Here is a 24,760-nt window from a genome sequence, read left to right as displayed (position 1 = left end):
GTACCGGCTAGCCGGACTTGTCGAGTCGGTTGAGCCAATCGCGATTGTCGAAGTCAACGGTGGAACCAGCGACCTCGTCGTAGACGACGGGCGTCGTATTGGTGCGGGGGGCCTTGCGCCAGAACTCGTCGAGATTCGCTTCGTACATCTGTTGGACCTCGACGGCGGCTTCGCCCCAGTCGATAAGTTCGACGACGTCCGATGGGATGCCGCTGTCCTCTGCCATGGCCGCAATGCCCGCGTTGTCCGGTGTGCCTTCCGTTGGCGGATTCCACAGCAGCTTTACGAATTTGGCGAATGATTGCGGCGTGGTGCCGGTATCAGGACTCGCGGCGAGGAACAACGCGTTGGCCACCCGGCTCGAGTAATCATTCTGCTTCTCTTCGTCCTGGCCAATCAACGGCCGGTACGTCACCTGCAGGTCACCGTCCAAAATCCCACGCGAGATCTCATCTCCGTAGAGGGCGTCGAAGTTCGCACAATGCCAGCACTGGGGGTCGATGAAGAGCGAAATCCTCGACGGTGCGTTCGGGTCGCCCACGTCGATGCCGAAGCCGTCGTCACTCCACGCCACCTGGAGATCGCCAGGCTCGGGTGGACCGGCGACCGGGGTCGGCGACGGCTTCAGCAGCAGGTAGCCACCGATGATGCCGCCGGTAACGACCGCTAACAGGACGATGATGGCCGCCAGCCAGGCGAGCGGCTTTCGGCTACGCGTGCGTGGCGGAGGTACCTGCCTGTGGGGACCGGTGTTTCGATTCGCGGACTGGAGAAGCGTGTTGATGTCTTCGGCCGCCGATTGGGCAGTTTCGGGTCGATCACGCAGTGTCTCCAAAAGATGGCGGACGTCAGCGTGAGCCTTTGGATCCCGCTCTTGTCGATACTTCTCACGAAGTTGATTCAGGATGTCGACCTGTTGGGTGTACGACACCGGTTCGGGCCCATTAACGACCTCGCCAAGTCGTCGCAGGTACTCGTACGGGTCGGGTGGCGGAGTCGGCAACGGGTCGGGGAGGCTGCTCCGGAACGTGCGCAACTCTGCAATCGCGCCGAACAGCGCCGCTGCGGAGGAGGCCGTGGGGTTGCGATGATCGATGATCTGCCTGGAGAAGATCGTGTCGATGCGATAGCTTCGCACCTCACCCAATTGCACAGGCAGGATTGGTAGGCCCAAGTCCATCGCATAGCGCAATTCGGCTTGGCAAGGCTCGGAGTTGAGCGAGTTCTCCGAGACGGCGAAGACGAACACCGTGCAAGCGCGGATGTGACTCAAGATGGACGGCCACCAGGCGTCGCCACCTTTCAGCTGATGGTCCAGCCACACCTGCGTTCCGGCCCTTTGAAGGTCACCGACGAGCGACGTCACCGCGCGACCGTCTTCGCTCGAGTGGCTGACGAATACTTTCGTCACGTCTTCATTCGTTACGTCCACGTCCCCGGTCCTCCCCCTGGTTCAGGAACCGCATCAGCACGTCTGACTATGGCCCACATCATAGGGACGAGCGGCCCTTCGGCTAACGGAAACGCCGTGCTGGCCTGCGGCGGCTCAGCTGGAATACCCGAGTCGAGACCCGTTGGTTACCTAGTCGCGCGCGTCGGCTGGGTATCCGCTGCCAGAATGGTCGCGTGAACTTCCTCCAGCGCCGCCGGATGCGGCTGCTGATCAAGCGAACGCAGCCCTTCGCCGACGCGCCGCTCGTTGCCGCCGCCAACTTCACCTGGTTGGGCAACAGCATGGGTGCCCAACCCGGCGTGCTCGGCCGTGAGGATCTGGCTGGCGGGCTGCCCAACTGGAGTTTGATCGCAGCGAGCGCCAGCAGGTTGTTCGTCGTCGAGTCCTCAAGGGCCAACCCCGACCGCGGGGTCGCCCTGTTCGGAAGCTGGCCGCTGAGCGAGGTCCGGCTGACCGAGCAGAACTTCGACCGCAAAGTCGGCCCGGTCGAACTCGGCACGTACCGGGCGATCCGCTTCGGGTTCCCCGATCGCGGCCCGGCCGTACTGCAGCCGTTCGGCCGTGAAGTGGACGACCTGCTCGAAGCGCACCTCGCCGGGTCACCGCAAGTCGCCGCCCGTTCCGACGGACTGGCCGAGGTCGCGTTGATGACGACGTCGGCCGGCCCGGTCTCGGACGACGTGTTCTTCGTGCTGACCTACCGCGACGGCACCACCAAGTCGGTGCCGCTCGGCGAGGACGACGCGCTGCTGAACGAGATGCAGGAGCTGCCAGGCTTCGACAACGAGACGTTCATCCGGGCGATGGCGGTCAGCGAGGAAGGGATCTCGGTGCTGTGGCGAGCAAATGCGCAGTGACCCAAACTCCTGTCACCTCACTGTGAATGCGCTGGCCAAACCAGGTTGGACACCGGTTGGCTGGTTACCGTGAGCCATGTCAACCGTGCCCACCACGCACCTCCACCCGCACATCAGTCCGGCTCTGCTCAAACACGCTGAGGAGCGAGCCAACAGCCTGCAGAACCGCATCGCCGACAAGATCACGACCTTCGCTGGGTCGATGGCCTTCGTCTACCTCCATGTTGTTTGGTTCGCCGTTTGGATCGTGTCTGGGACGCTGCTCGGATTCGACAGCTATCCCTTCGGGCTGCTGACCATGATCGTGTCGCTCGAGGCGATCTTCCTGTCGACGTTCGTGATGATCAGTCAGAACCGGGCCGACGCCAAGCGCCAGGTCATCGCGGACCATCAGTGGCAGCTGGTTCAGGAGGAGGACAAGCAGAACTGTCAGCTGTTGCAGCTATCGCAGCAGATCCTGGAACTCACGAGGGCCGTGCACCAGTACATGGGCGCGGACACCCCCGCGGCGCCAGGGCCGGGCTCGAACGGTGAGGCGGACGTCCGCCACTAGACTGGGGTGGTGAATTCCCCCGCAAATCACCCGGGTCCCGGGCCGGTGTTGGTGGTCGACTTCGGCGCCCAGTACGCGCAGCTGATCGCACGGCGGGTCCGCGAGGCGCGGGTGTACTCGGAGGTCATCCCGCACACCGCCACCGTCGACGACATCAAGGCCAAGGGTCCCAGCGCCATCGTGTTGTCCGGCGGGCCGGCCAGTGTGTACGCCGAAGGGGCACCGCAACTCGACCCGGCCATCTTCGAGCTCGACGTGCCCGTGTTCGGCATCTGCTACGGCTTCCAGGCGATGGCGCAGGCGCTCGGCGGTACCGTCGCGCACACTGGAACCAGCGAGTACGGCCGCACCGAGCTCAAAGTGACTGGCGGAGAGCTTCATTCGGATCTTCCCGCAACCCAGTCGGTGTGGATGAGCCACGGCGACGCGGTCACGGAGGCGCCGGAGGGGTTCGACGTCGTCGCCGTCAGCGCCGGTGCCCCGGTCGCGGCGTTCGAGGATCGCGCCCGCAGGTTGGCAGGCGTGCAGTATCACCCCGAGGTGCTGCACACCCCGCACGGCCAGCAGATCCTCAGCCGCTTCCTCCACGAGTTCGCCGGCATCGGCGCGACGTGGACGGCGGCCAACATCGCCGAGGCGTTGGTCGAACAGGTGCGCGCGCAGGTCGGCGACGGCCGGGCCATCTGTGGGCTATCCGGTGGGGTGGACTCCGCCGTGGCGGCAGCGCTGGTGCAGCGCGCCATCGGTGACCGGTTGACCTGCGTGTTCGTCGACCACGGGCTGTTGAGGGCGGGGGAGCGGGGGCAGGTGCAGCGCGACTTCGTCGCCGCGACGGGTGCCAAGCTGGTCACCGTCGACGCCGAGGCCCGCTTCCTGGATGCGCTGTCCGGGGTGACGAACCCCGAGGGCAAACGCAAGATCATCGGCCGCGAGTTCATCCGCGCGTTCGAAGGTGCGGTGCGAGATATCGTGGGGGACAGTGGATCCGACGTCGAATTCCTGGTGCAGGGGACGTTGTATCCCGACGTTGTCGAGTCCGGGGGCGGTACGGGTGCGGCGAACATCAAGAGCCACCACAACGTCGGCGGGCTGCCCGACGATCTGAAGTTCAAACTCGTCGAGCCGCTGAGGCTGCTGTTCAAGGACGAGGTCCGCGCGGTGGGACGCGAGCTCGGCTTGCCCGAGGAAATCGTTGCGCGCCAACCGTTTCCAGGACCTGGGCTCGCCATCCGTATCGTCGGCGAGGTCACCGCGTCACGGCTCGACACGCTGCGCCGCGCCGACGCGATCGCCCGCGAGGAGTTGACCGCCGCCGGGCTGGACCACCAGATCTGGCAGTGCCCGGTGGTGCTGCTGGCCGACATCCGCTCGGTCGGCGTTCAGGGCGACGGACGCACCTACGGCCACCCCATCGTGCTTCGGCCGGTGTCCAGCGAGGACGCGATGACCGCCGACTGGACGCGGGTGCCCTACGAAGTGTTGGAACGGATTTCGACGCGCATCACCAACGAGGTGTCCGAGGTCAACCGGGTGGTGCTCGACGTGACGAGCAAGCCGCCAGGCACCATCGAGTGGGAGTGACCCGGCTCAGACGGGTTTAGCACGCTTCTCGAAGTCATCGCGGTGCTCCTGCGAGCGAAGCGGATTGAGCGCGTCGACGACGCAGAACTGAACGCCCGCGGGATCCCGCATGATCACCCACCGGCCGGGATGCTTGGCCCAGGTGGCGTCGACCATCGTGGCGCCAAGTCCGAGGAGCCGATCGACCTCGGCGTCGAGATCGTCGGTGTGGATGTCGAAGTGAACGCCCGCGGTTCCGGTGCCCACGTCCTGCACGACGACCCTGTTGGGCGGCATCGCTCCGTCGAGGATGTGGTAGTTGTCCATGCCTGTCGGGGTGGCATTCGCACCGAGGGCACCGGACCAGAACGCCACGGTCTGATCTCGAACCTCGGACGGTGCATCGATGACGAACGTATTCAACAAGATGCGGTGCAACGCGGATTCCTCATTCCGGATCCTTCTCGGCTTCCTTGTCGATGAAGTTGGTCAGGATCTCGCCTACCACCGACTCGATGGTCGACTCTATCGAAAAGGCCAGCGTTGCGGACACCGCTGCGACCGCCTGGGTGCGAAACCTCACCAGCATCGTGATCAGTTCGGCCACTTCGGTATCCGGAGGCAGCGCGGCGCCAGGATTGATCTGGTCGACGACGTGCTCGACACCGGCGCGTACCAGGATTCCGCTGATCTGATCGATCAGCGGCGCGATCTGTTCGTGGATGTCGATGAGGGTGTCGGTGGTCACCCCGTACCGACGGATCTCGTTGAACGCCTCGATCAGCTTGGGCCGCACGACGATTGCCTCGCCGTCCTGGAGCTTGATGACGTCGAGGCCGACCATGCGCTCGAAACCGGCCTCGTCGTCGACCAGTCGCTTGGCGTCGGCCACCGACATGCGCTCGGGTTTTTCGGTCGCCCAGCTGCCCGCGATCGCCGACTCAAGGCCCAGCATGTCGCCGAGGTTCTTGCCCTGTTCCCAGGCACTGAGCATTTCGTGGACGTGCGCGATGTTGTAGCCGCGGTCGAGCATCGACGTGATGAGCCGCAGCCGCGTGAGGTGCGTGTCGTTGAACAACGCGATTCGGCCCACCCGTAGCGGTGGGTGCAGCAGGCCGCGATCGCGGTACACCCGGATGTTGCGGGTGGTGGTGCCGCCCAGCCGCGCCAGCTCCTCGATGCGGTACTCGCCGGACGCCTCGACGCCGTGCGGTCGCACGGCAGCGTCGAACAGCTGCGACACCGCATTCTCGATGACGCCCTGTGAGCCGCGCCGGACGCGTCGTGGCGCCCGGCGGAGACCCGTCAGGATCGTCGAGATCGCCCCCGCCTGCTGTCGCGGCTGTCGTGCGGGCACGTCAGCCCGACGAGGCGATGGCTGGCGCGCGCACGTCGCTCGCCACGGCCAGGTAGTCGGCGAATCGGAAGTCCCGCATCTGTCGAAGATACTGCGTGGCGAACCCGGGGTACATCGACGCGTTGAAACCGTCGGCGGTCAGGTACCAACTGCTGCATCCGCTCATCCAGGTGGTCTTGGTCAGTCGCCTCTGTAGCCACTCGTTGTGCCTGCGCTGGACGTCGGCGCGGACGTCGAGGTAGCGCAGGTCGTCGTTGAGGATCGTGGTGATGCCCGCGACGGCGTAGTCGAGTTGGCCCTCGACGTAGACCAGCAGCGAGTTGTGGCCGGGGCCCGAGTTGGGCCCGGTCATGAAGAACAGGTTGGGGTAGCCATGCGCGTTGATGCTCTTGTAAGCCTGCGCGCCGCTTGCCCATTCGTCGGCGAGCGATCGTCCGCCGAGTCCCGTCACGGGGTACGGCGGGCCGGTCAGGTGCACGTCGTAGCCGGTGGCGAAGACGACGGCGTCGAGGTGGTGTTCGATGCCGTCGCTGGTGCGGATTCCCACCGGGCTCATGGTGGCGATCGGCCAGTCGATGAGCTTGCAGTTGTCCTTCTGCAGCGCGGGGTAGTAGTCGCTGGAGACCAGCATGCGCTTGCATCCGGGGGTGAAGTCCGGGGTCAGCTGGCGGCGCAGCCAGGGATCCTTCACCTGGCGGTGCAGGTGCGCCTTGCCCAGCCGCGCGACCAGCCGGGTCAGCGGGGTGTCCCACACCAGGGCGGTGGCGCTGGCCTCATGCCCCCAGTACAAGGCCTGGCGTGCGAGTCGTTGGGCGGCAGGCACTTTGGCGAACAAGTCCTGGGCGCGTCTTGGGGTGGCGACGTCGAGTCGGGGCATCACCCAACCGGGAGTGCGCTGGAACACCTTGACGAACCCCGCGGTCTTCACGAGCTCGGGCACGATCTGGACGGCGCTGGCACCCGTGCCGATCACGGCGACGCGCTTGCCGCTGAAGTCGTAGTCGTGATCCCACCGGGCGCTGTGGATCTTGTGTCCCTCGTATGTGTCGAGGCCTCGAATGTCCGGCCACCCGTGGTCGGGCAGCGGTCCGGATGCCAGCACGACGGTGCGGGCGCGAAACTGCTTTCGGCCCGTCGTGTTCACCGTCCAGGTGCCTTCGGCCTCGTCGAAGCGCAGGCCGTCGACCTCGACGCCGAACTGGATGCGCCGGCGTAGGTCGAAGGCGTCGACCATGCCCTCGATGTGGAGCCGGATCTCCTCGGCAGGGGAGTAGGCGCGTGACCACGTCGGGTTGGGCACGAACGAGAACGAGTACAGCAGCGACGGGATGTCGCACGCCGCACCGGGATACGTGTTGTCCCGCCAGGTGCCGCCGACGCGTTGTTCGCGCTCGAGGATTACGAGGTCGTCGACGCCTGCCTCGGTGAGCTTGGCGGCGGCACCGATTCCGGTGAACCCGGTCCCGACGATCAGCGTGTCGTAGACGTGTTTGGCCACGGCTCAGGCCGCCGGTTCGTGGGTAACTTCATTGACCCAGCTCGGTACCGACGGCAGCAGCGGCCGCGGGTACCGATCGGAGAGCCAGACCATCGAGTTGGCCAGCAGATGGTAGGGGTGGCGGGGGTTGGTGACCACGCCGGCGTACCGCCTCAGAAACCGGTATGTCGGTACCCGCCGGGTGGATTCGCCCCGATCGCCGAGTTCCTTGAACCGCTTCACGGCCTTGTACAGCCGCTCTGGCTCCATGCCCATTGCGACGATCTCGTTGCGGATCCTGTTTATCAGCGGCGCACCCATGATCGCGCCGATGACCAGACCCGGAGTGGCGTTGCGGCCGACGAAGTCGATCAGCAAGCGCCGGACCTTGGCGTGCCCGATCATGTCGAGCACCTCGAAATCGACCACGAGGTGTCGTGACTCGTCGTTGTTGATCTTCTCGAACACCTGGTGGCACACGGGGTCATCCACCTCGTCGAGCAGAAACTTCAGCAACGCGCCGTCGAGCGCGACCTCCAGCATCGGGATCACGGTGCCGAGTAGTGACAGCGGCATGTCGTCCGCCCAGCGGTCCAGCCAGTCGATGGCCAGCCGGATGTTGACGTTCGGTTCCGGGACTTCGCCGTCCTCGAGCATGCCCCACCGCTTCATCAGCGCGAGTTCGGCATTGGCGTGCCGCTGCTCCTCGGCGTGGAAGTAGCGGTAGATCTCGGCGATCGTTGGCGTCGGGGCCTTCTTGGCCAGTGCCGCGAAGCCGCGGGCGCCGATGTTCTCGATCCAGCACAGATCGGCCATGAAGGCTTTGAGCTTGGGCCGCTGCTCGTCAGAGATGAACTCGGCGCCCGGCGCATCCCAATCGATGTCGGCCAGCGCCCACTGGCGGTCCTTGATCTTCGCCAGCATCGCATCCATGTCGATAGCCATCGCGAACCTCCTAGTCGGTTTTGGATGAGTTACGTCAACCGAGTGGTGAGCCCGACGGCGCGGGTGTACACCGTCGGGGTGAAACGCTTGATGCCCCAACCGATCCTGGCGTCGGGCTGCGGCATGCAGTAGAGGTCGCCGCGGTCGAGCGTGTCCAGACACGTGCGGGCCACGCGCTCGGGAGAGAAGCCGGTCCAGCGCATCAGGCGTTCGGCTAGTTGAGTGGACTGTGCGGTGATCCGCCCGGCTTCGACGATGTTGGTCTTGACGAACGTCGGGCAGAGCACGGTGACGTTGACTCCCGTGCCGGACAGTTCGGCGGCCAAGGTTTCCGACAGCGACAGCACTCCGGCCTTGCTGACGTTGTAGGCCGCCATTCCTGGCGCCGCGCCGAACGCCGCTGCGGAGGCGACGTTGATGATGCCCGCCGGTTGGCCCGCCTCGCGCAGGATGGGCGCGAACACGTGACAACCGTGGATGGGCCCCCACAGGTTGACGCCGAGCACCCAGTTCCAGTCGTCGAGCTCGGCCTCGCCGATGGCCTTGCCGCCTGCGCCGACGCCCGCGTTGTTGATCACCAGGGTGGGTGGTCCGCCGAACCAGGCCTGCGCCTCCTTGGCCAAGAGCGCGACGTCGGCGAGCTGCGAGACGTCGCAGCGCAGCGCCGTCGCGTCGCCGCCCGCGGTGTTGATCCGGTCGGCCGTCGCACGGGCGGAAACCTCGTCGACGTCGCTGCACACCACCCGGCCGCCACGCGTGGCGAGTTCGACGGCGAACGCCGCACCGATGCCGCTGCCCGCGCCGGTGATGACGGCGTCCGCGCGGCGACTGCGCTTCTGTGATCCGAAGATGCCCATGGCGTTCACCCCACCGCTTCGTGGATCATGTTGCGGCTCAGCGCCTCCAAGACGAAGGCGGCCACCCGGCGCATCGCGGGTGCGGCCTCCGGGGTGAGCCTCGGGAGCGCCTGGAATACGTGCACCTGGTCGGGCCACACCTGCAGTTCGCAGTCGCCGCCTGCCTTGACGATGTCGGCGGCGAGCTTGCGGGCGTCGGCGACGAGCATCTCGCCCCCGCCGGCCTGGATCAGCGTCGGCGGCATCGCCCGCCCACCCGCCACGTCGAGCGTGAGCCGGGGATGACTGACATCCGTTCCCGCGCAGTACAACTTGACGAGCCGGGCCGCGTCCGCCGCACGGACCGCCGGGTCGCGTCGTAGCGCCTCCCGAGTGCGCGACAGCTCGAACGTCAGGTCAACCAGGGGGGAGCACAACGCCATTCCGGCCGGGTGGACGACGTCGGGCTGCAACATCAGGTCGACGGCCAGGTGACCACCGGCCGAGTCGCCTGCCACGAAGATCCGGTCCGGGGACAGCCCGCGTTCGCTGCACAGCCAGTCCCAGCCGGAGCGGACGTCGATGGCGGCCGTCGGGAACCGGTATTCGGGCGCGAGCCGGTAGTCGATGCAGAACACGGGCAACCCGGTCAAGCGGGACAGCCAGGCGGTCAGCCTGCGGTGGGTCCGCGGCGAGCACAACGCGAAGCCGCTGCCGTGGATGAAGTAGACGGCGCGCTCGCCTGTCGTTACCCCCGGGCCGCGCACCCATTCCCCGACGACCCGGCGGCCGTCGGCCATCCGAACGTCGACGGGTTCGACGCGCGTCCCGGCCAGCGACGGGCCGAACGCGTTCATGATCCGGGCGACGATCCGGCGGGAGGCCCACAGGCCCCAAGCGCGCTCGGGTGGGAGCACCGCGCTAACAGGACGCAGGGTCAACGTGCTGACCGCGGCGGCGCCGCGACTCCTCATCGAGCCGCGGACGGGCAAGGTATCCGTCACGAATCGAGTACAGCAGCGAATGATGACATTTGTCAATGTCAACATTTGGCCGTGGGTGAATCAGGTCACGGGTTGTACCCGGTCGTTGAGATAGTGCTGGCTGCGCGAAACTGCGAGTGGCCATGACCGTGAGCGCTACCTCAACGCTCAAGCCGTGGGTTCAGCGCAGCGGGTCGCCGCGCCAGGTGAAGCTGTTGACGTACTTGCCCATGTCAAGGGCGAGTTGCAGGCTGGCGGCGGACGGCTTTCCCGAGCCGAATTCCGGGCTGAACGCGTGGTACGGGCCAACCGCGCCAGCGACCAGCGCGAGGTCGCCCTTGATCGCGACCATGACGATCACGCGCATCCGGGAGTAGCTCGCCGTCGCGCCCTGGGGCCAACAGTCGGCGACCAGGCCGTAGCCCGGCTGGTAGCCAACCATGGCGTTGGGGATCTCGTAGGCCGTCTTGGTGTCGGGGAACGTCTGGTTCACCAACGCGGTGGCGATCTGTTTGGGCGTGCGCCCGGCCGCAGGCTGGCTGAACAGGCGCATGGTGCCACCGTCGCCCGCCAACAGGTCGGCAGTGACGCTGTCCGGTGCGGTGGTGACGTTGTAGGCCGCACCGGTTGCGGGGTAGGACACCGAGAAGGCGCCGTCTGCGGAGGTGAACCGCGGATTGGCCGTCACCGGCTCGCCGATCGGCGGACTTCCGCAGTTGGGCGGGCAGACATAGCGGGCCTTGGGCTTCTCGAGGGCTCCCGACAGCGTGACCAGTCCGGCCGCGACGACGGCGATGGCCAGCACCCAGACGACGATCAGGTGGCGGTGTGACGTCTTCTTCACGGCGGGCGCGGTGTACGTGCCCGAGAAGTAGGTATGGCCCGGAACGACGGTGGTCATGGGGAATCCGACTCCGGTTCGTTGTGCACCGGCCGGGTGTCTCGGCGCGTCTGCCGCGACGACCGCGAAGCCGCCCGGGTGGCCGCGCCACATGCGACGCAGAACGCCATGTCGGGGACGACGTGGCCGCAGTGGGGGCACAGGATCGGTTCGTCTTCGTGGACGTCGTCATGCGCCTCGTGCAGCAGAGCGAGGTGCAGTCCGACGCGCAGCGCCAGCACAGCGATGGCGGCCATCGTGAGATGTACTGCCAACTGGAGGAATTGGGGTACCCGCGCCACGTCGACGAGGCCAAGCGCGGCGTACATCGCCATCACCACGAGCGCCATCAGCCCGAGCAACAGCCGCACGTAGTTGCGCCCTTGCCCCTTCTTGTTGGCCGGCCGGGTGAACCATAGTGCCGCACCGACGAGCCCGCCGACGCAGGCCGCGGTGAGCGGCACCGCGATGCCGCGGATGCCGGCTTCGACGATCAGCCCTCCCATCGGTCGCGCCTTGGCCACCATGCCGGTGGCGAACTGGGGCGCCAACCGGGTGAGCGTCGCCGCGCCGGTGAACATCAGGGCGCCAAGCGCACCGAGTGCGAAGCCGTCCAACGACTCTCGCGTGCCCGGCCGGAACAGTCGGACCAACGCGGCGGGCACCACCATCAGAAGCATGCCGCCCACGGGGACGCCGAGCCCGTCGCGCATTAGTCGGGCTCCGCTGATGCCTGCCCCCAGCGGCACGCCGTAGGAACGTGCCACCGCCGCGCCGGTCAGCAGCACCCAGCCGACGCCGAGGCCGATGCCCAGCGCGGCCGTCAACACCAGCGTGGCCGACGGGATGTCGCGGTGGACGTCGGCCTCCTGCAGGTAGATCAGGAACAGCAGGGGCAAGCCAAGCGCCGCAACGGTGATCAGCGCCGCGGGAAGCCGAAACAGCGTGGCCGCGACCAGGGCGGCCAGCAGTAGCCCCAGTCCGAGCAGAAACACGATCCGCGAAGCAGGTGGAAGGTGCGGGAACAGCGAGCTGGCGATGTTCGGGGTCAGCAGGTGTTCGCCGGGCGAGGCGCTGAATGCCCCGATGCGCAACCACTTCGGTCCCTTGCGCTTCTCCTCGTCGAGGGGATCGCCACACCACCCGCAGAATTCGCCTGCGGGCACGGCCAGCTCGCACCTCGAGCACTCAATCGTGGGGCGTGGGTCGTCGGTGACTCCGGAGTCACTACCGTCGGTGCTCATCAAGTGGCCCTTTGGAAGAGGAGGATGTTGCGCACCAGGTTGTCGACGTCCGGGGTGCCGAGCCCGGTGACCAGGTCGTAGCCGGGACCCGCATCGTCGACGGCGTTTCCGCCGAGTACGACGTCGCGGAACGCGGGCAGCGGAGCACCTTGTGCGATGCGGTACAGCACGGGATTGATGTCACCGATGAGCCTGCCGCCGTTGGCGAGCAGGTACTGGTTCATCACGGCGGTCAGCGCCGCCAGGATGGGTGCCGACTGCGAGGTGCCGCCGCCGACCGCCGGCTGGCCGTCGTGCACGATCCTCACCCCGGTGAACGGATCAGCCACCGCCGCGATGTCTGGCGTCATTCTCTTGCCGGTCTTCCGTTCTGGCGCAACACTTTCAGCGATTCCACGCTGCCAGGGTGGTAGCTCGAACAGGTGTGACACACCGCCGCCGGTGCCCTGGGACAGCGGGACGTCGAACCAGGCCTGCTCGGAGAGCCAGACGCCCTGCGCGTCGGTGGACAGCGTGGTGCCGCCGACGTTGGTCATCTCGGGTACTGAGGCCACCGAGTCAAGTCCGATGTCATTCGGGCCGGGCGGGGAGTCCCAGTCGTCGCCGCTCTTGCACTCGAATCCGGCTAGGTCGCCGCTCGCGTCGAAGGCCGTCGTGCCGCTTTCGTGCGCGTCGGCCAACGCGGACCGGACGGGGGCCAGATCGGCGGCGGTGATCAGCTTGTCGCACCCCCAGCCGATCGAAAAGCTCCACACCGCACCGGGAAAGCGGCGTTCGGTGTCCTCGAGCAGTTGTCCGATCTTCTGGTAGCCACCCTCGCCCTCCACGGTCGGCCGCGCGTTGACCACGACCTTGGTCGCATCGGGCGCAATCGCGTGTGCGACTTCGAGATCCATCGTGGTTTCGCCGTACGGTTCGGGCAACTGGTCGCCAACGAGGGTCGGGGTGAACGTGGGTAGCCCGGACGTCGTGGCATACAGGTCGAGATCGCTCTGGCTGAACCCGTTGAACGCGAAGATCACGATGGTCTGGCCCTTGCCGGTGAAGCCGTCCCTGGCCAGCTTGGCCGCGTTGTACGTCGTCAGCAAGGCGTTGGGGCTCAGCCCGCGATCGGGGACTTCCAGCGGGAAGGTCGGCGGCACTGAGCTGTGATGCGGTGTGTAGCTGAGGATTCGGCCGATTTCGGCGACTTCGTCGCGGAGTTGCGAGGGCACCACGGGTTGTTGGGGAGAGGCGTAGAACTCTTGCCCCTTCTTGCCGCGGTAGTCGTGGATCTCGACGCCGAATGCGCTCGCCACGGCACCTGGGGTGCCTTCGACGATCGCCCAGTCGTCGCCGGGTCGCCAGTTCACCGACATGTGCTGCTGGTCGGCCCAACCGATCAACCCGTCCGGTTGCGCGGCGGCCTTGAGCTTGGCGGTGAGCTGGACGTGCTCGCCCCGTGCAGGGCCGAGATCCGTCGACGAATCGAGCAGCGAGGCGAAGGGGCCATCGATTTCGGTGGGCGCATCTGGGCTCGGTGCGGATCGTAGGCACGACGCGCATATCAGGGCCGCAGCGGTGACGAGCACCAGCATCCAGTGCACGGGGGTGATGTGCTGACCGCGGGCCATCACGGTCGAAGGCCGCCAAACCATCTCAAGAAAATGATCTCGCGGTGTCCCGGGAGCCGTCACTGCTTCGCGTGGGGCTCCCGGGACATCACGACGTCAGTTGTCGCCAGGAATGGCGGTCGGTGCCGGCGGAGCCTTGACCGGAGGCGTGAACAGGTTGCCACCGGTGGGGTTGATCGACTTCTCCGTCGGGGTCACCGACGGAGCGGAGGTCGACGACGGCGTGGTGGACGTTTCGGGAGCCTTCTTCTCTTCGCCACCGCAGGCCGCGGTCAGACCGACCATGGCGACGATCGCGGTGCCGCCGACGACCGCCGCGATGCGACGAGCCAAACGATTCGACTTCATGTGCAGTCCTTACTATCCCCGAGTAGCGAACACGTGGTCTTCGGCGAATCGTCTTGCGATTCCGCACGCCCCGTGGCTTTAGCTGAGGGCCGTACACCAGCCCCATCCCGAAGCGGGTTCTGGTGATCGAACTCTAGCCCAACGCCCAGTTCGCCGCACAGGCATTTCGCAGTCGGCGTACTGCTGACCAGCAGTGGGAGCGGGCGCCCGCTTGACGAGTGTCGGAGGGCGCGTGTTTACTCGTGATATCGAACAAATGTTCGAATGAAGTACTGATTCGGATGGTGCGGGAGGTGCTGCTGTGACAGCGGCGATGAACCTGGATCGAGACCGATCCAACCGTGCTGACCAGGTAGAACACCTGCGCCGCAAGATCGCCGGGATGTCCGGGAAGGCGTCCGGATCGGGGGGCTCGCCGTGGCGTGGGCCCTCCCTCTCGAGTGCTGCGCTACCCGACTCGGAGACTTTGCTGCCGCTCCCCGAATCACTGGCCGGGCGGCTTCCTGGCCCGTTGCCCCGCGGGTCGGTGGCGGTGCTGTCGGGGGCGCGGTCGTTGGTGCTGCAGATGGTGGCCGCCGTCACCGCCGCGGGTGGGCACGCCGCCATCGTCGGCCAGCCCGACGTGGGGCTGCTGGCGGCCGTCGAGATGGGTGCGGATCTGAGCCGCCTTGCGGTCGTTCCGGATCCGGGGACTGATCCGGTCGAGGTGGCCGCCGTGCTGATGGACGGGATGGACTTGGTGGTGCTGGGTTTGGGTGCGCGGTCGATAGCGCCGACCCGAGCCAGGGCGGTGACGGCGCGGGCTCGGCAGAAGGGGTGCACCCTGCTGGTCACCGGAGGCGACTGGCCGGGGGCGTCCGCGCGCCTCGACGCTCGAGTCTGCGGTTACGAGGTCACCGGCGCGGGTTCGGGCCCGCCCACTCCCGGGTGCGGGCGGATCAGTCGCGTGCGGTTGGACACGACGGCTCGCGGCAGGCTCGCCCGCCCCGTTCGCGCCGTGGGCGAATGAAGTGTCAGATCGATCCGCCGGCGCCGGGGTGCTGGCCGTCTGGTGCATGGATTGGCCTGCGGTGGCCGCGGCGGCCGCGGCGGGCCTGCCCGCGACCGACCCCGTAGCGGTCACGCTGGCGAACCGTGTCGTCGCCTGTTCGGCGGCGGCCCGTGCGGTCGGCGTGCGGCGCGGGTTGCGGCGCAGGGAGGCTCAGGCACGGTGTCCGCAGTTGCACGTCGTCACCGCGGATCCGGCGCGCGATGCCCGCCACTTCGAGGCCGTGACGGCTGCAGTCGACGACGTCGTGCCACGGGCCGAGGTGATGCGGCCAGGGCTGCTGGTGTTGTCGGTGCGTGGGGCGGCCCGCTACTTCGGGTCGGAACAGGCCGTCGCGGAACGGCTCGTCGATGCCGTGGCCGCGGCGGGAGCCGAATGTCAGGTGGGTATCGCCGACCAGCTGCCCACCGCGGTGTTCGCCGCCCGCACGGGACACATCGTCTCCCCGGGAGGAGACGCTCGGTTCCTGTCCGGACTGTCGATCCGGCAGCTCGCCGCCGAACCCAGTCTGGCTGCGCCCGGCCGAACGGACCTGGCCGATCTGTTGTGGCGCTTGGGTATTCGCACGGTGGGCAAGTTCGCGGCGCTGTCCCGCAGCGACGTGGCCTCCCGGTTCGGCGCCGATGCGGTCGTCGCGCACCGGTTCGCCCGCGGCGAGCCCGCCCGGGGTCCGTCGGGCCGCGAGTTGTCGCCGGAGCTCGACGCGGTGATGGGCTGCGATCCTCCGGTCGACCGAGTGGACGCGGCGGCGTTCGCTGGACGATCGCTGGCCGGGGAACTGCACCGCAGCCTGGAGGCCGCAGGCGTCGGCTGCACTCGGTTGGCCATCCGTGCCGTCACCGCCAACGGTGAAGAACTGCAACGGGTTTGGCGCTGCGCCGAACCACTGACCGAGGACGCCACGGCCGATCGGGTGCGCTGGCAGCTCGACGGCTGGCTCAACCGGCGAAGGGATGACCGGCCCACCGCCCCCATCACCACGCTGAGCCTGCACCCGGTGGAGGTGGTGTCGGCCGCAGCGTTGCAGCTGCCGTTGTGGGGTTCCTCCGGCGACGACGACCGGCTGCGGGCTCGACGTGCCTTGGTGCGGGTCCAAGGTCTGCTCGGGCCGGAGGCGGTTCAGGTGCCGGTGCTCAGTGGCGGCCGCGGGCCTGCCGAACGCATCACCTTCACGCCCCTGGGTGACGAGCCGGTGCCGCGGGCCGATCCGAGCCAGCCGTGGCCGGGCCAACTGCCCGAGCCGTCGCCGACCGTGCTGCTCGACGATCCCATCGAGCTGCTCGACGCCGAGGGAAACCCGGTGCGGGTGACCAGTCGGGGGCTCTTCTCCGCCGATCCGGCCCGCCTGACGTCCAGTCCCGTTGCAGTGCTGGCCACCGGTGCGGGCGAGTTGAGTTGGTGGGCCGGGCCGTGGCCAGTCGACGAAAGATGGTGGGATCCAGAACAATCCAAGAATGGGCGGACGGCGAGAGTGCAGGTGCTGCTCGACGGTGGCGGCCCGGCCATGCTGCTGTGCTACCGGCAGCGGAGGTGGTACCTCGAAGGGGTGTACGAGTGATCGCTCCCACCATTTAGTTGTGCACAATTGAATTGTGGGCTACAGTTCTTGGTGTGACAACGCTCGGAATCGACAGTCAACTCTGCTTCGCCCTGTACTCGGCGTCGCGAGCGATGACGGCCGCGTATCGACCGATCCTGGCCGACATGAACCTCACCTATCCGCAGTACCTGGTGCTCCTGGTGCTGTGGGAGGACGAGCACGTCACCGTCCGTCGGCTCGGTGAGCGGTTACAGCTCGACTCGGGCACGCTCTCGCCGCTGTTGAAGCGGCTCGAGGCCAACGGATTCGTCCGTCGCGAACGGTCTCGGGACGACGAACGCCTCGTCGAGGTCACGCTGACTACGGCCGGACGCCGCCTCGAGAAGAAGGCTCAGTGCATCCCGGGGGAGTTGTTCACCGCCACCGGGATGTCCGAGAAGCAAGCCGCGGATCTGCGCGATGCGGTCCGTCAACTCACCGATGCGCTCAACGCATCCTCACGAAGGGAATCCGCATGAAGACGCTCTACACCGCTGAGGCCTTGGCCACGGGCGAAGGTCGCGACGGCCACGGCCGCACCTCCGATGGCAAGCTCGACCTCGACCTGGCCATTCCGAAGGAGATGGGCGGTAGCGGCAACGGCACCAATCCCGAGCAGCTGTTCGCCGTCGGCTACGCGGCGTGCTTCCACTCGGCGCTGCGGCTGGTCGGCGGCCAGGAGAAGGCCGACGTCTCGGATTCCGCAGTGGGCGCCCGGGTCTCGCTCGGGCAGCTCGACAACGGCGGCTTCGGCCTCGCGGTCGAACTCGAGGTCACGCTGCCCAACCTGGACCGCGACGCCGCGCAGGAGCTTGCCGAGAAGGCCCACCAGGTGTGCCCCTACTCGAATGCCACCCGCGGCAACATCGACGTCAAGCTCGTCGTCACTGACGACTGAGCCCTCGAAACTGCGGGGAGATCGCGATTTCAGCCAAATCTGCGATCTCCCTGCAGTTTCGGCGTTTGCGTCACGCCAGACCGGCGGCGAACGGCCCCACCCGCGCGATGAACCGGTCGAAGAACGCGTCGGGGTCCACCTCGACGCCGATGTGCGCATTGGGTGGCTTGCCCCACTGCCCTCGCCAGTCGGCCACCGTCATGCCGCGGGTCAGCGTGCCGGTCAGTTCGACGTCGATGGCGGCCTGCCGGTAGCGCACCAGGTCGGGGTCCAATGCGACGGCCGCCGCCAGCGGGTCGTGTAGATGGGCCAGATACCCCTCGCCCTGGTCGAAGTGGAACTCGAAGTAGAACCGCATCGCGTCCTCGAGCAGTCGGATCAGCGGGTTGGTCGCCACCGACCGGGTGCCTCTGTCGTCGAGCACACTCATGGGCGTCGTCGCCGAACCCGCCGCTGAGGCAAGCCGACTCAGGATCGCCGGGGTCATGGCCGCGTGTTCGGTCAGGTTGAGCCCCAGGATGATCGGCAGGTGCGTCGGAGGTTCGAGTCCCCACGCCGCACCCCAGACGGCAAACACCTCGGCGGCCGACTCGGGGTCGACGCTGACGTTCCACTCGGCTACCGGGGTGGTGTTGCCGCCGTAGCCGAAGGCGCCGCCCATGATGACCAGCCGACGCAGCAACCGGGGGAGTGCGGGCTCGATGCGCAGCGCCAGCGCCAGGTTGGTGAGTGGACCGGTGACCAGCCCGATCAGTTCGCCGGGTCGGTCGTGCGCCGCGCGTACCCACGCCTCGGCCGCGTCGTATTCGGTGAGCGCTCGGAGGCCGTCGGTGAGTTCGGCGTAGCCAAGCCCGGTGGGGCCATGGGTGTCCTCCGCGGTGCGCAACGGCGCCGTCAACGGACGCTCGGAGCCCTTCGACACCGGAATGTCGAGTGCACCACAGAGTTCGAGCAGGCCCAGATTGTTGATGCACACCTGGTCCACCGGTACGTTGCCCGCGGTCGAGGCCAACCCGACGAGCTCGGCGTCCTCGCTGGCGAGCAAATACGCCAGCGCCATCGCATCGTCCACGCCGGTGTCCACGTCCGCGAAGACGGGCGAGGCTTTCGTCATGCGTAAGTGTTACCAGTGCACGCCGGGAACCAGCCGAACGACCCGCTTGACGGGCCCCGGCACCCGGAGTTTCGCGGCCGCGGAGCGGGCCGGCCGCTTGGGCCGGCGGGTCGGGGAATCCTCGGTGGGGGCGGGCGGCTCGACCCCGCGGGCCGCGGCCGAATCGGGGTAGCCCAGGTACAGCTGATGCAGCACCCGGCGCGACAGCTTCGGGGTGAAGTACATGCCGACGTCCGCCAGCGTGCCCATCGGGGTGTCGATGCGCGCGGGCTTCTCCACCAGGCCGCGCACCACCATCGCCGCGGCGTGCTCGGGGCTGATCGCCGGCATCGGGTTGAGCCGGCGCGACGGCGCGATCATCGGCGTCTTGACCAGCGGCATGTGGATGCTGGTGAAGGTGATGTGGTCGGACAGCGTCTCGGTGCCCACCACTTCGGCGAACGCGTCGAGTGCCGCCTTGCTGGGGATGTACGCGCTGTACTTGGGGCTGCTCGCCTGCACGCCCGCGCTCGAGACGTTGACGACGTGTCCGAATCGGCGCTCGCGCCAATGCGGGAGCAGGGCGAGCACCATGCGCACCGCACCGAAGTAGTTGACCGCCATGACGCGTTCGTAGTCGTGCAGCCGGTCGGTGGACGCCGATACTGATCGGCGGATCGACCGGCCTGCGTTGTTCACCAGGTAGTCGACGTGGCCGAACTGGCCGAGGATGTCCTTGACGGTGTGCTCCACCGAGTCCGATTCGGTCACGTCGCAGGTGAATGCGTAAGCGGTGCCGCCGAATTCGCGGATCTCGGCGATCAGGTCGTCGAGTGCGGCCGCATTGCGCGCCAGTGCGAAGACCACGGCACCCCGTTCGGCCACCGCGATGGCGGAGGCGCGTCCGATGCCGCTGGACGCGCCGGTGATGATGACGTGCCTGCCGACGAGCGGCCCGGCCGCGTCGTCGCGGCGGGCCCGATCGGGGTCGAGGTGCTCGGCCCAGTACCGCCACAGCTTCGGCGCGTACTCGCGAAACTCGGGCACGCTAATGCCCTTGCCTTGCAACGCTTCCGAGGCGTTGTCGGACGTGAACGTCGGGGCGAGGTCGACGACGTCGAGGATCTCCGCGGGAATGCCGAGCTGCGTGGCCGCCATGTTGCGCAGCACCTTGGCCCGTCCGCTCACCTTGAGGAACGGCGCGACGGTCGCACCAGGCAGGGTGCCGCGCAACGGCGGCAGCCCGGCCTCGCGGGCCACGCCACGGTAGATGCCGCGCAGCCCGACGGTCTTCGGCGCGGTGAGGTGGAACGTCTGTCCGTCGCGGCCCTCGACGTGCATGATTTCGATCATCGCGTCAACCACGTAGTCGACGGGAACGATGTTGCTGCGCCCGGTGTCTGGCAGCACGATCGGTGTCAGCTTGGGCAGCCAGGCCAGCTTCGCGAGGATGCCGAAGAAGTAGTACGGGCCGTCGATCTTGTCCATCTCGCCGGTTCGTGAATCCCCGACGACCACCGCGGGACGATAGACCCGATAGCGCAGGCCCTGCGCAGAGCGCACCAGCAGCTCGGCCTCGAACTTGGTCTGGTGATACGGCGTCGGCAACTCCTGCGCGACGTCGAAGTCCTCCTCGGTGTACTCGCCAGGGAAGTTGCCCGCCACCGCGATGGACGACACGTGGTGCAGGGTGGCGTCCAACCGCGTCGCGAGGCCGATCACCGCGCGGGTGCCGTCGACGTTGGCCGCGCGTTGAGCGTCGTCGTCGGCGGTGATGTCGTAGATCGCGCCGCAGTGCACCAGGTGATCGACGGTGCCGAGCTCGGCGATGGTCTCGGCGGTGAGTCCCAGGTCAGGGGCGGTGAGGTCGCCGACCAGCGGTTTGGCCCGCTCGCCCCACTGTGCGGCGAGGCCTTCGAACCTGGCGAGCGACTCGCGGCGCACCAGTACCCACACCTCGGGGTCACCCTCACGGGCCAGGAGTTCGGATACGACACGGCGGCCAATAAACCCGGTACCGCCGGTAACGACATAGCGCATGCGAGCCATGGTCACCCCGTCCGGGGCTTTCGTCAACAAGGTGTGACCTGATCGCAAAGTCGCCTGTCGGGGCCGCTATCGTCCGACGTATGCCGATCAACCCCAACGCCATCGGTGCCAAGACCGCACCGCAACCGTTCGAATGGACCGACCGCGAGACGCTGCTGTACGCGCTCGGCGTCGGCGCGGGCACCAAGGACCTGGCCTTCACCACCGAGAACAGCCACGACACCGAGCAGCAGGTGCTGCCGACGTACGCCGTGATCGCCTGCCCGGCGTGGGGGGCCGCGGCCGAGGTCGGCAGCTTCAACTGGGCGATGTTGCTACACGGCTCCCAGCAGATCCGCCTCTATCGGCCGTTGCCGCCGGCAGGCAAGCTCAACGTGTACTCCGAGGTCGTCGACATCCAGGACAAGGGCGAAGGCAAGAACGCCATCCTGGTGTTCAAGGGCGTCGGTACCGACGACGACGGGAACGTGATCGCCGAGTCGGTGTCCACCGCCGTGATCCGCGGCGAGGGCGGATTCGGCGGCCAGCCGGGCGAGCGGCCCGTCGCTCCCGAATTCCCCGACCGCGAACCGGACGCGAAGGTGGCGCTGCCCACCACCGAGGATCAGCCGCTGATCTATCGGCTGTCCGGCGACCGCAACCCGCTGCACAGCGACCCATGGTTCGCGGAGACGCTCGCCGGCTTCCCGAAGCCGATCCTGCACGGGCTGTGCACGTACGGCGTCGCAGGCCGGGTGCTGGTGGCCGAACTCGGTGGCGGGGACGCCACCAAGATCAGGGCCGTCGGCGCGCGGTTCACGTCGCCGGTGTTCCCCGGCGAGACGCTGACGACGTCAGTGTGGCGTACCGAACCCGGCCGCGCGGTGTTCCGCACCGAGGCCGCTGAAGCTGACGGCTCGAACTCGCGGCTGGTGCTCGACGACGGCACGGTCGAGTACGTCGACTGAGCGGGATTACCTGGCGGGTAATCGCTTTCGGGGCGGACTTCGGTGACGATGGGGTCATGTCCGACACCAAACCCGCCTACGCGGTGGCCTACCTTCGTGACGTCGACTTCGGCGACGAGATCATTCGCTACATGCGCGAGATCGACGACACGTTCACGCCTTTCGGCGGCGAGTTCGTCGTGCATGGCGGTGAGCTCGAGGCCAAGGAAGGTCAGTGGGACGGGGCCCTGGTGATCATCCGCTTCCCGGACCGGGAGTCGGCGGTGGCCTGGTACGAGTCTGCCGACTATCAACGCATTCTGCCTCTGCGCCTGAACAACTCGCATTCGATCGCGGCGCTCGTCGAGGGCGTCGCCCCGCGACACACCGGCGCCAAGCGGGTCGACGACCTGCTCGGATGCTAGGTCTTACGTGCTCAGCCCAGCGGGACACCGGTGGTCGACACGATGTGGTCTGGGACTGCGCCGTCGAAGTCGCCCGTCGTGCGGGTACCGGTCGGGTCGAGGAGGAATAGCGTGGTCTCGGATCGAGCTCTAGGGCGGTGCCGGACGCCACGAGGAACCACGAAGACACTTCCGGCAGGCAGGACGACGGTCTGATTGCCGCCGTCGCCGTCGAGATCGATGGACAGCTCGCCGCTGATCACCATGAACAACTCATCGGTGTCGTCGTGCGCGTGCCACACGTACTCGCCGAGCACTTTGGCGACCCGCACGTCATAGTCGTTGAAATTGGCGATGATTCGCGGCTGCCAGTGCTCGGTGAAGGTGGCCAGCGCCGTGCTGAGGTCTATCGGCTCGCTCTGCATGACTCCACTTTGGGGTGTTGCCCGCGTGGTGACGAGTGATAAAAATGACATGTGTCGAAAGATTTCTATCACCGCGTGGTGGCGATCGTCTCCGACGGTTCCAACCCGTTCGAGATGTCCGTGGCCACGGAGTTCTTCGGCTTCTCGCGTCCGGAGTTCGGAGCTTGGTACGAGTTGACGATGTGCGCGCCCGGTGGTGGCGCACGAATGCGAGAAGGGCTCTTCGAGATCGCGGGCGTCGCCGACATCGATGCCGTCGAATCGGCCGACACCGTCATCGTGCCCAACCGACCAGATACCGAGCACTCGCCGCATCCTGCTGTCCTGGAGGCCATCCGACGCGCCGATGCGCGAGGTGCTCGGCTGGTCAGCTTTTGTACCGGAGCGTTCGTACTCGCCGCCGCCGGGGTGCTCGACGGCCGCGACGCCTGTACCCACTGGATGTGGGCCGATGCGTTCCGATCCGCCTTCCCGGCTGTGCGTCTACATCCCGACGTGCTCTACGTGGCCGACGGACGCATCTTCACCGCGGCGGGGAGCGCCGCCGCGGTCGACCTCTGCCTGCACCTCGTCGGCATCGACCACGGCCGTGAGGTGGCCAATCAGGTGAGTCGTCGACTGGTGTACTCGGGCAACCGCGACGGCGGTCAACAGCAGTACATCAGCCGGCCCCTGCCCAAGCATCGTGATGAGTCGCTTGCGCCGGTACTCGAGTGGGCGCGGGGCCGGCTCGACGCGGAGCTGGATCTGCCCATGCTTGCGGCCAAGGGCGCCGTCAGCGTCCCGACCCTGCATCGCCGGTTTCGCGCTGAATTGGGATGCACACCGCTGCAATGGATTACCGCTCAGCGGGTCGACTTGGCGTGTCGGCTCGTTGAATCGACCACCTTGAGCATGGACGCCGTCGCGCAGCGAAGTGGGCTGGGTACCGCGGCCAATTTGCGCGCCCAGATGCGTCGACACATGGGCGTAACGCCCACGGCGTATCGACAGCGCTTCGGGCCGCGGCGTGCGGCAGCCGGCTAGCCTCCCGTCACCGTGCGGTCCAGCGTCGCCAACGATGCCTCGATGAAGTCCGCGCCGAAGACGGGGGCTCCGATGGTGTCGCGGAACTCCTGCGTCGTGTCAGTCCAGTCGTAAGTCAGTGTGACGTCGGTGTGCTCACCGTTGGGGGTGAGGTCGTACCGCCACCACCAGCCGCCGGGACCGTGCTCGCCCGCCTCGTCCAGCAGGCCAGGCAGCCATGCGATGGTCCGGTCCGGCTCGAACTCGGTGACCAGGTTGTGCATGACGTAGTGGCCGCCGGCCTGCTCCAGGAACATGTTCACCGCGAACATCTGCCCCGGTGCGGTGATCGGGGCGGGGTCCACGGCGTCGCGGACCCAGTCGCCGGGCTCGGTGTCCTGATGACGGGTCGGATCGGCGAGCACGGCGAAGATGTCCGTCGGCGTTGCGGCGATGGTGCGGGTGACGACGTAGCGCTCTTGGGTTGGGGCGCTCATCGGGCGTTCCCGTTCGGTCCGTATGCCTTTGCGATGTCGGGGGAGTCGAGCCAGTTCGAGTAGGTCGGCGACTTCGGCCAGCCCTCGGGGGAGTCCTGCCATTCCTCCTGGCGGCCCCACGGCAACAGGTCGATCAGCGCGAACGAGTGGCTGAGTTGTTCGGTGCCGCGGCCGTCGGTGTGCCAGGTGCGGTACACGGTTTCGCCGTCGCGCAGGAACACGTTGACCGCGAAGCCAGTCCCTGGGGCGGCGCCGACGTCGGCCCCGAAGGAGCTCTCCGACGACGAGTACCAGTCCATCTTGTTGCCGACCTTGGCCTTGTAGGCCAGGGCCTCCTCGATCGGGCCGTTGGTGACGATGACGAAGCGGGCGTCGTAGTTCTCCAGGAACTCCAGCCGGGTGTACTGCGACGTGAAGCCGGTGCAGCCGCCGCACTGCCACTCGGCGCCGTCGGTCCACATGTGGTTGTAGACGATGAGCTGGTGGCGGCCGTCGAACACCTCGGCCAAGCAGACCGGGCCGTTCTCCCCGATGAGGACGTACTTGGGTAGCTCCACCATGGGCAGCCGGCGGCGCTGGGCGGCGATGGCGTCCAGTTCGCGGGTGGCGGCCTTTTCGCGACGACGCAGGTCGTCGACGGCGGCGCGCCAGGTGTCCTGGTCGACCACCGGGGGTAGTGCGGTGGCGGTCTGCTGGTCGGTCATGAGTTCCTCCTGGATATGGCCTGTGC

Annotated in this window: 26 protein-coding genes; 10 read left to right on the top strand and 16 right to left on the bottom strand. The window is 67.4% G+C overall.

The window, feature by feature from the left end:
- Positions 1 to 7 precede the first annotated feature (7 nt).
- Positions 8 to 1,411, bottom strand: a complete 1,404-nt coding sequence (locus SLQ33_RS24790) for a TIR domain-containing protein (RefSeq protein WP_319456534.1) — start codon at positions 1,409 to 1,411, stop codon at positions 8 to 10.
- Between the two features lie 215 nt (positions 1,412 to 1,626).
- Here SLQ33_RS24790 and SLQ33_RS24785 point away from each other — a divergent pair, with 215 nt between their 5' ends.
- From SLQ33_RS24785 to guaA, 3 genes are all read left to right on the top strand, one after another.
- Complete coding sequence (locus tag SLQ33_RS24785; RefSeq protein WP_319456533.1) at positions 1,627 to 2,310, top strand: hypothetical protein; 684 nt, start codon at positions 1,627 to 1,629, stop codon at positions 2,308 to 2,310.
- Between the two features lie 76 nt (positions 2,311 to 2,386).
- Positions 2,387 to 2,863 carry a DUF1003 domain-containing protein gene (locus SLQ33_RS24780; RefSeq protein ID WP_319456532.1) on the top strand — a complete coding sequence of 159 codons (477 nt, stop codon included), beginning with the start codon at positions 2,387 to 2,389 and terminating at the stop codon, positions 2,861 to 2,863.
- 9 nt (positions 2,864 to 2,872) lie between these two features.
- Positions 2,873 to 4,444 (top strand): glutamine-hydrolyzing GMP synthase, encoded by a 1,572-nt coding sequence (gene guaA, locus SLQ33_RS24775; protein WP_319456531.1) that lies wholly within the window; start codon positions 2,873 to 2,875, stop codon positions 4,442 to 4,444.
- Positions 4,445 to 4,450: 6 nt separating this feature from the next.
- On the opposite strand, the gene SLQ33_RS24770 is transcribed toward guaA, so the two are convergent.
- The 10 genes from SLQ33_RS24770 to SLQ33_RS24725 form a co-directional block, all read right to left on the bottom strand.
- A complete protein-coding gene (locus SLQ33_RS24770) occupies positions 4,451 to 4,861 on the bottom strand; it encodes a VOC family protein (RefSeq protein WP_319456530.1) in 411 nt (136 codons plus the stop codon).
- Between the two features lie 10 nt (positions 4,862 to 4,871).
- On the bottom strand, positions 4,872 to 5,780 hold the full coding sequence (locus SLQ33_RS24765; protein ID WP_319456529.1) for a MerR family transcriptional regulator: 909 nt from the start codon (positions 5,778 to 5,780) through the stop codon (positions 4,872 to 4,874).
- Position 5,781: 1 nt separating this feature from the next.
- Positions 5,782 to 7,278 carry an NAD(P)/FAD-dependent oxidoreductase gene (locus tag SLQ33_RS24760; RefSeq protein WP_319456528.1) on the bottom strand — a complete coding sequence of 499 codons (1,497 nt, stop codon included), beginning with the start codon at positions 7,276 to 7,278 and terminating at the stop codon, positions 5,782 to 5,784.
- A gap of 3 nt (positions 7,279 to 7,281) precedes the next feature.
- Positions 7,282 to 8,202 carry a ferritin-like domain-containing protein gene (locus SLQ33_RS24755; protein ID WP_319456527.1) on the bottom strand — a complete coding sequence of 307 codons (921 nt, stop codon included), beginning with the start codon at positions 8,200 to 8,202 and terminating at the stop codon, positions 7,282 to 7,284.
- Positions 8,203 to 8,231: 29 nt separating this feature from the next.
- Positions 8,232 to 9,059 carry an SDR family NAD(P)-dependent oxidoreductase gene (locus tag SLQ33_RS24750; RefSeq protein WP_319456526.1) on the bottom strand — a complete coding sequence of 276 codons (828 nt, stop codon included), beginning with the start codon at positions 9,057 to 9,059 and terminating at the stop codon, positions 8,232 to 8,234.
- Between the two features lie 5 nt (positions 9,060 to 9,064).
- A complete protein-coding gene (locus SLQ33_RS24745; RefSeq protein ID WP_319456525.1) occupies positions 9,065 to 10,042 on the bottom strand; it encodes an alpha/beta hydrolase in 978 nt (325 codons plus the stop codon).
- A gap of 160 nt (positions 10,043 to 10,202) precedes the next feature.
- Positions 10,203 to 10,922: a hypothetical protein gene (locus SLQ33_RS24740; RefSeq protein ID WP_319456524.1), complete on the bottom strand. Its 720-nt coding sequence runs from the start codon at positions 10,920 to 10,922 to the stop codon at positions 10,203 to 10,205.
- Positions 10,919 to 12,145 carry a zinc ribbon domain-containing protein gene (locus SLQ33_RS24735; protein WP_319456523.1) on the bottom strand — a complete coding sequence of 409 codons (1,227 nt, stop codon included), beginning with the start codon at positions 12,143 to 12,145 and terminating at the stop codon, positions 10,919 to 10,921. Before SLQ33_RS24735 ends, SLQ33_RS24740 begins: the two co-directional genes overlap by 4 nt.
- On the bottom strand, positions 12,145 to 13,758 hold the full coding sequence (locus SLQ33_RS24730) for a protease pro-enzyme activation domain-containing protein (RefSeq protein WP_413467738.1): 1,614 nt from the start codon (positions 13,756 to 13,758) through the stop codon (positions 12,145 to 12,147). Before SLQ33_RS24730 ends, SLQ33_RS24735 begins: the two co-directional genes overlap by 1 nt.
- A 96-nt stretch (positions 13,759 to 13,854) precedes the next feature.
- A complete protein-coding gene (locus SLQ33_RS24725) occupies positions 13,855 to 14,106 on the bottom strand; it encodes a hypothetical protein (RefSeq protein WP_319456521.1) in 252 nt (83 codons plus the stop codon).
- 301 nt (positions 14,107 to 14,407) lie between these two features.
- On the opposite strand from SLQ33_RS24725, the gene SLQ33_RS24720 reads away from it, so the two are divergent.
- From SLQ33_RS24720 to SLQ33_RS24705, 4 genes are read left to right on the top strand one after another with little or no spacing between them, the layout of a single operon-like run.
- Positions 14,408 to 15,115: a hypothetical protein gene (locus tag SLQ33_RS24720; RefSeq protein WP_413467736.1), complete on the top strand. Its 708-nt coding sequence runs from the start codon at positions 14,408 to 14,410 to the stop codon at positions 15,113 to 15,115.
- A 46-nt stretch (positions 15,116 to 15,161) separates the two neighbouring features.
- Positions 15,162 to 16,712, top strand: coding sequence for a DNA polymerase Y family protein (locus SLQ33_RS24715; protein ID WP_319456582.1), 1,551 nt, complete (start codon positions 15,162 to 15,164; stop codon positions 16,710 to 16,712).
- A 53-nt stretch (positions 16,713 to 16,765) separates the two neighbouring features.
- The gene (locus SLQ33_RS24710) at positions 16,766 to 17,212 is read left to right on the top strand and encodes a MarR family winged helix-turn-helix transcriptional regulator (protein ID WP_319456520.1); all 447 of its coding nucleotides are present in this window, start codon (positions 16,766 to 16,768) and stop codon (positions 17,210 to 17,212) included.
- The gene (locus SLQ33_RS24705; protein ID WP_319456519.1) at positions 17,209 to 17,631 is read left to right on the top strand and encodes an organic hydroperoxide resistance protein; all 423 of its coding nucleotides are present in this window, start codon (positions 17,209 to 17,211) and stop codon (positions 17,629 to 17,631) included. The genes SLQ33_RS24710 and SLQ33_RS24705 overlap by 4 nt, the downstream gene beginning before the upstream one ends.
- A 70-nt stretch (positions 17,632 to 17,701) precedes the next feature.
- On the opposite strand, the gene SLQ33_RS24700 is transcribed toward SLQ33_RS24705, so the two are convergent.
- Together SLQ33_RS24700 and SLQ33_RS24695 are read right to left on the bottom strand one after the other, a co-directional pair.
- Positions 17,702 to 18,745 (bottom strand): nucleoside hydrolase, encoded by a 1,044-nt coding sequence (locus SLQ33_RS24700; protein WP_319456518.1) that lies wholly within the window; start codon positions 18,743 to 18,745, stop codon positions 17,702 to 17,704.
- Positions 18,746 to 18,754: 9 nt separating this feature from the next.
- Entirely contained in the window at positions 18,755 to 20,764 is a 2,010-nt protein-coding gene (locus SLQ33_RS24695; protein WP_319456517.1) for an SDR family oxidoreductase, read from the bottom strand.
- An 89-nt stretch (positions 20,765 to 20,853) separates the two neighbouring features.
- Between SLQ33_RS24695 and SLQ33_RS24690 the strand changes: the two genes are divergently transcribed.
- Both SLQ33_RS24690 and SLQ33_RS24685 read left to right on the top strand, forming a co-directional pair.
- Complete coding sequence (locus tag SLQ33_RS24690; protein ID WP_319456516.1) at positions 20,854 to 21,720, top strand: MaoC family dehydratase; 867 nt, start codon at positions 20,854 to 20,856, stop codon at positions 21,718 to 21,720.
- 56 nt (positions 21,721 to 21,776) lie between these two features.
- Complete coding sequence (locus tag SLQ33_RS24685) at positions 21,777 to 22,124, top strand: DUF1330 domain-containing protein (RefSeq protein WP_319456515.1); 348 nt, start codon at positions 21,777 to 21,779, stop codon at positions 22,122 to 22,124.
- A gap of 11 nt (positions 22,125 to 22,135) precedes the next feature.
- On the opposite strand, the gene SLQ33_RS24680 is transcribed toward SLQ33_RS24685, so the two are convergent.
- Positions 22,136 to 22,528 (bottom strand): cupin domain-containing protein, encoded by a 393-nt coding sequence (locus SLQ33_RS24680; RefSeq protein ID WP_319456514.1) that lies wholly within the window; start codon positions 22,526 to 22,528, stop codon positions 22,136 to 22,138.
- A 51-nt stretch (positions 22,529 to 22,579) separates the two neighbouring features.
- Here SLQ33_RS24680 and SLQ33_RS24675 point away from each other — a divergent pair, with 51 nt between their 5' ends.
- The gene (locus tag SLQ33_RS24675; protein ID WP_319456513.1) at positions 22,580 to 23,554 is read left to right on the top strand and encodes a GlxA family transcriptional regulator; all 975 of its coding nucleotides are present in this window, start codon (positions 22,580 to 22,582) and stop codon (positions 23,552 to 23,554) included.
- Here SLQ33_RS24675 and SLQ33_RS24670 read toward each other — a convergent pair.
- Together SLQ33_RS24670 and SLQ33_RS24665 are read right to left on the bottom strand one after the other, a co-directional pair.
- Positions 23,551 to 24,030 (bottom strand): ATPase, encoded by a 480-nt coding sequence (locus tag SLQ33_RS24670; RefSeq protein ID WP_319456512.1) that lies wholly within the window; start codon positions 24,028 to 24,030, stop codon positions 23,551 to 23,553. The genes SLQ33_RS24675 and SLQ33_RS24670 overlap by 4 nt on opposite strands.
- Complete coding sequence (locus SLQ33_RS24665; RefSeq protein WP_319456511.1) at positions 24,027 to 24,734, bottom strand: DUF899 domain-containing protein; 708 nt, start codon at positions 24,732 to 24,734, stop codon at positions 24,027 to 24,029. The genes SLQ33_RS24670 and SLQ33_RS24665 overlap by 4 nt, the downstream gene beginning before the upstream one ends.
- Positions 24,735 to 24,760: the final 26 nt, after the last annotated feature.

Source organism: Mycobacterium sp. RTGN6 (assembly GCF_033804605.1).
GTDB lineage: Bacteria > Actinomycetota > Actinomycetes > Mycobacteriales > Mycobacteriaceae > Mycobacterium.
This window is presented reverse-complemented; position numbering and strand designations above follow the sequence as displayed.

Coding starts and splice junctions, on each gene's coding strand:
- SLQ33_RS24780 (WP_319456532.1), top strand. CDS start 2,387: ATGTCAACCGTGCCCACCACGCACCTCCACCCGCACATCAGTCCGGCT.
- SLQ33_RS24755 (WP_319456527.1), bottom strand. CDS start 8,202: ATGGCTATCGACATGGATGCGATGCTGGCGAAGATCAAGGACCGCCAG.
- SLQ33_RS24750 (WP_319456526.1), bottom strand. CDS start 9,059: ATGGGCATCTTCGGATCACAGAAGCGCAGTCGCCGCGCGGACGCCGTC.
- SLQ33_RS24740 (WP_319456524.1), bottom strand. CDS start 10,922: ATGACCACCGTCGTTCCGGGCCATACCTACTTCTCGGGCACGTACACC.
- SLQ33_RS24735 (WP_319456523.1), bottom strand. CDS start 12,145: ATGAGCACCGACGGTAGTGACTCCGGAGTCACCGACGACCCACGCCCC.
- SLQ33_RS24730 (WP_413467738.1), bottom strand. CDS start 13,758: ATGGCCCGCGGTCAGCACATCACCCCCGTGCACTGGATGCTGGTGCTC.
- SLQ33_RS24725 (WP_319456521.1), bottom strand. CDS start 14,106: ATGAAGTCGAATCGTTTGGCTCGTCGCATCGCGGCGGTCGTCGGCGGC.
- SLQ33_RS24715 (WP_319456582.1), top strand. CDS start 15,162: ATGGATTGGCCTGCGGTGGCCGCGGCGGCCGCGGCGGGCCTGCCCGCG.
- SLQ33_RS24705 (WP_319456519.1), top strand. CDS start 17,209: ATGAAGACGCTCTACACCGCTGAGGCCTTGGCCACGGGCGAAGGTCGC.
- SLQ33_RS24700 (WP_319456518.1), bottom strand. CDS start 18,745: ATGACGAAAGCCTCGCCCGTCTTCGCGGACGTGGACACCGGCGTGGAC.
- SLQ33_RS24695 (WP_319456517.1), bottom strand. CDS start 20,764: ATGCGCTATGTCGTTACCGGCGGTACCGGGTTTATTGGCCGCCGTGTC.
- SLQ33_RS24690 (WP_319456516.1), top strand. CDS start 20,854: ATGCCGATCAACCCCAACGCCATCGGTGCCAAGACCGCACCGCAACCG.
- SLQ33_RS24685 (WP_319456515.1), top strand. CDS start 21,777: ATGTCCGACACCAAACCCGCCTACGCGGTGGCCTACCTTCGTGACGTC.
- SLQ33_RS24680 (WP_319456514.1), bottom strand. CDS start 22,528: ATGCAGAGCGAGCCGATAGACCTCAGCACGGCGCTGGCCACCTTCACC.
- SLQ33_RS24670 (WP_319456512.1), bottom strand. CDS start 24,030: ATGAGCGCCCCAACCCAAGAGCGCTACGTCGTCACCCGCACCATCGCC.
- SLQ33_RS24665 (WP_319456511.1), bottom strand. CDS start 24,734: ATGACCGACCAGCAGACCGCCACCGCACTACCCCCGGTGGTCGACCAG.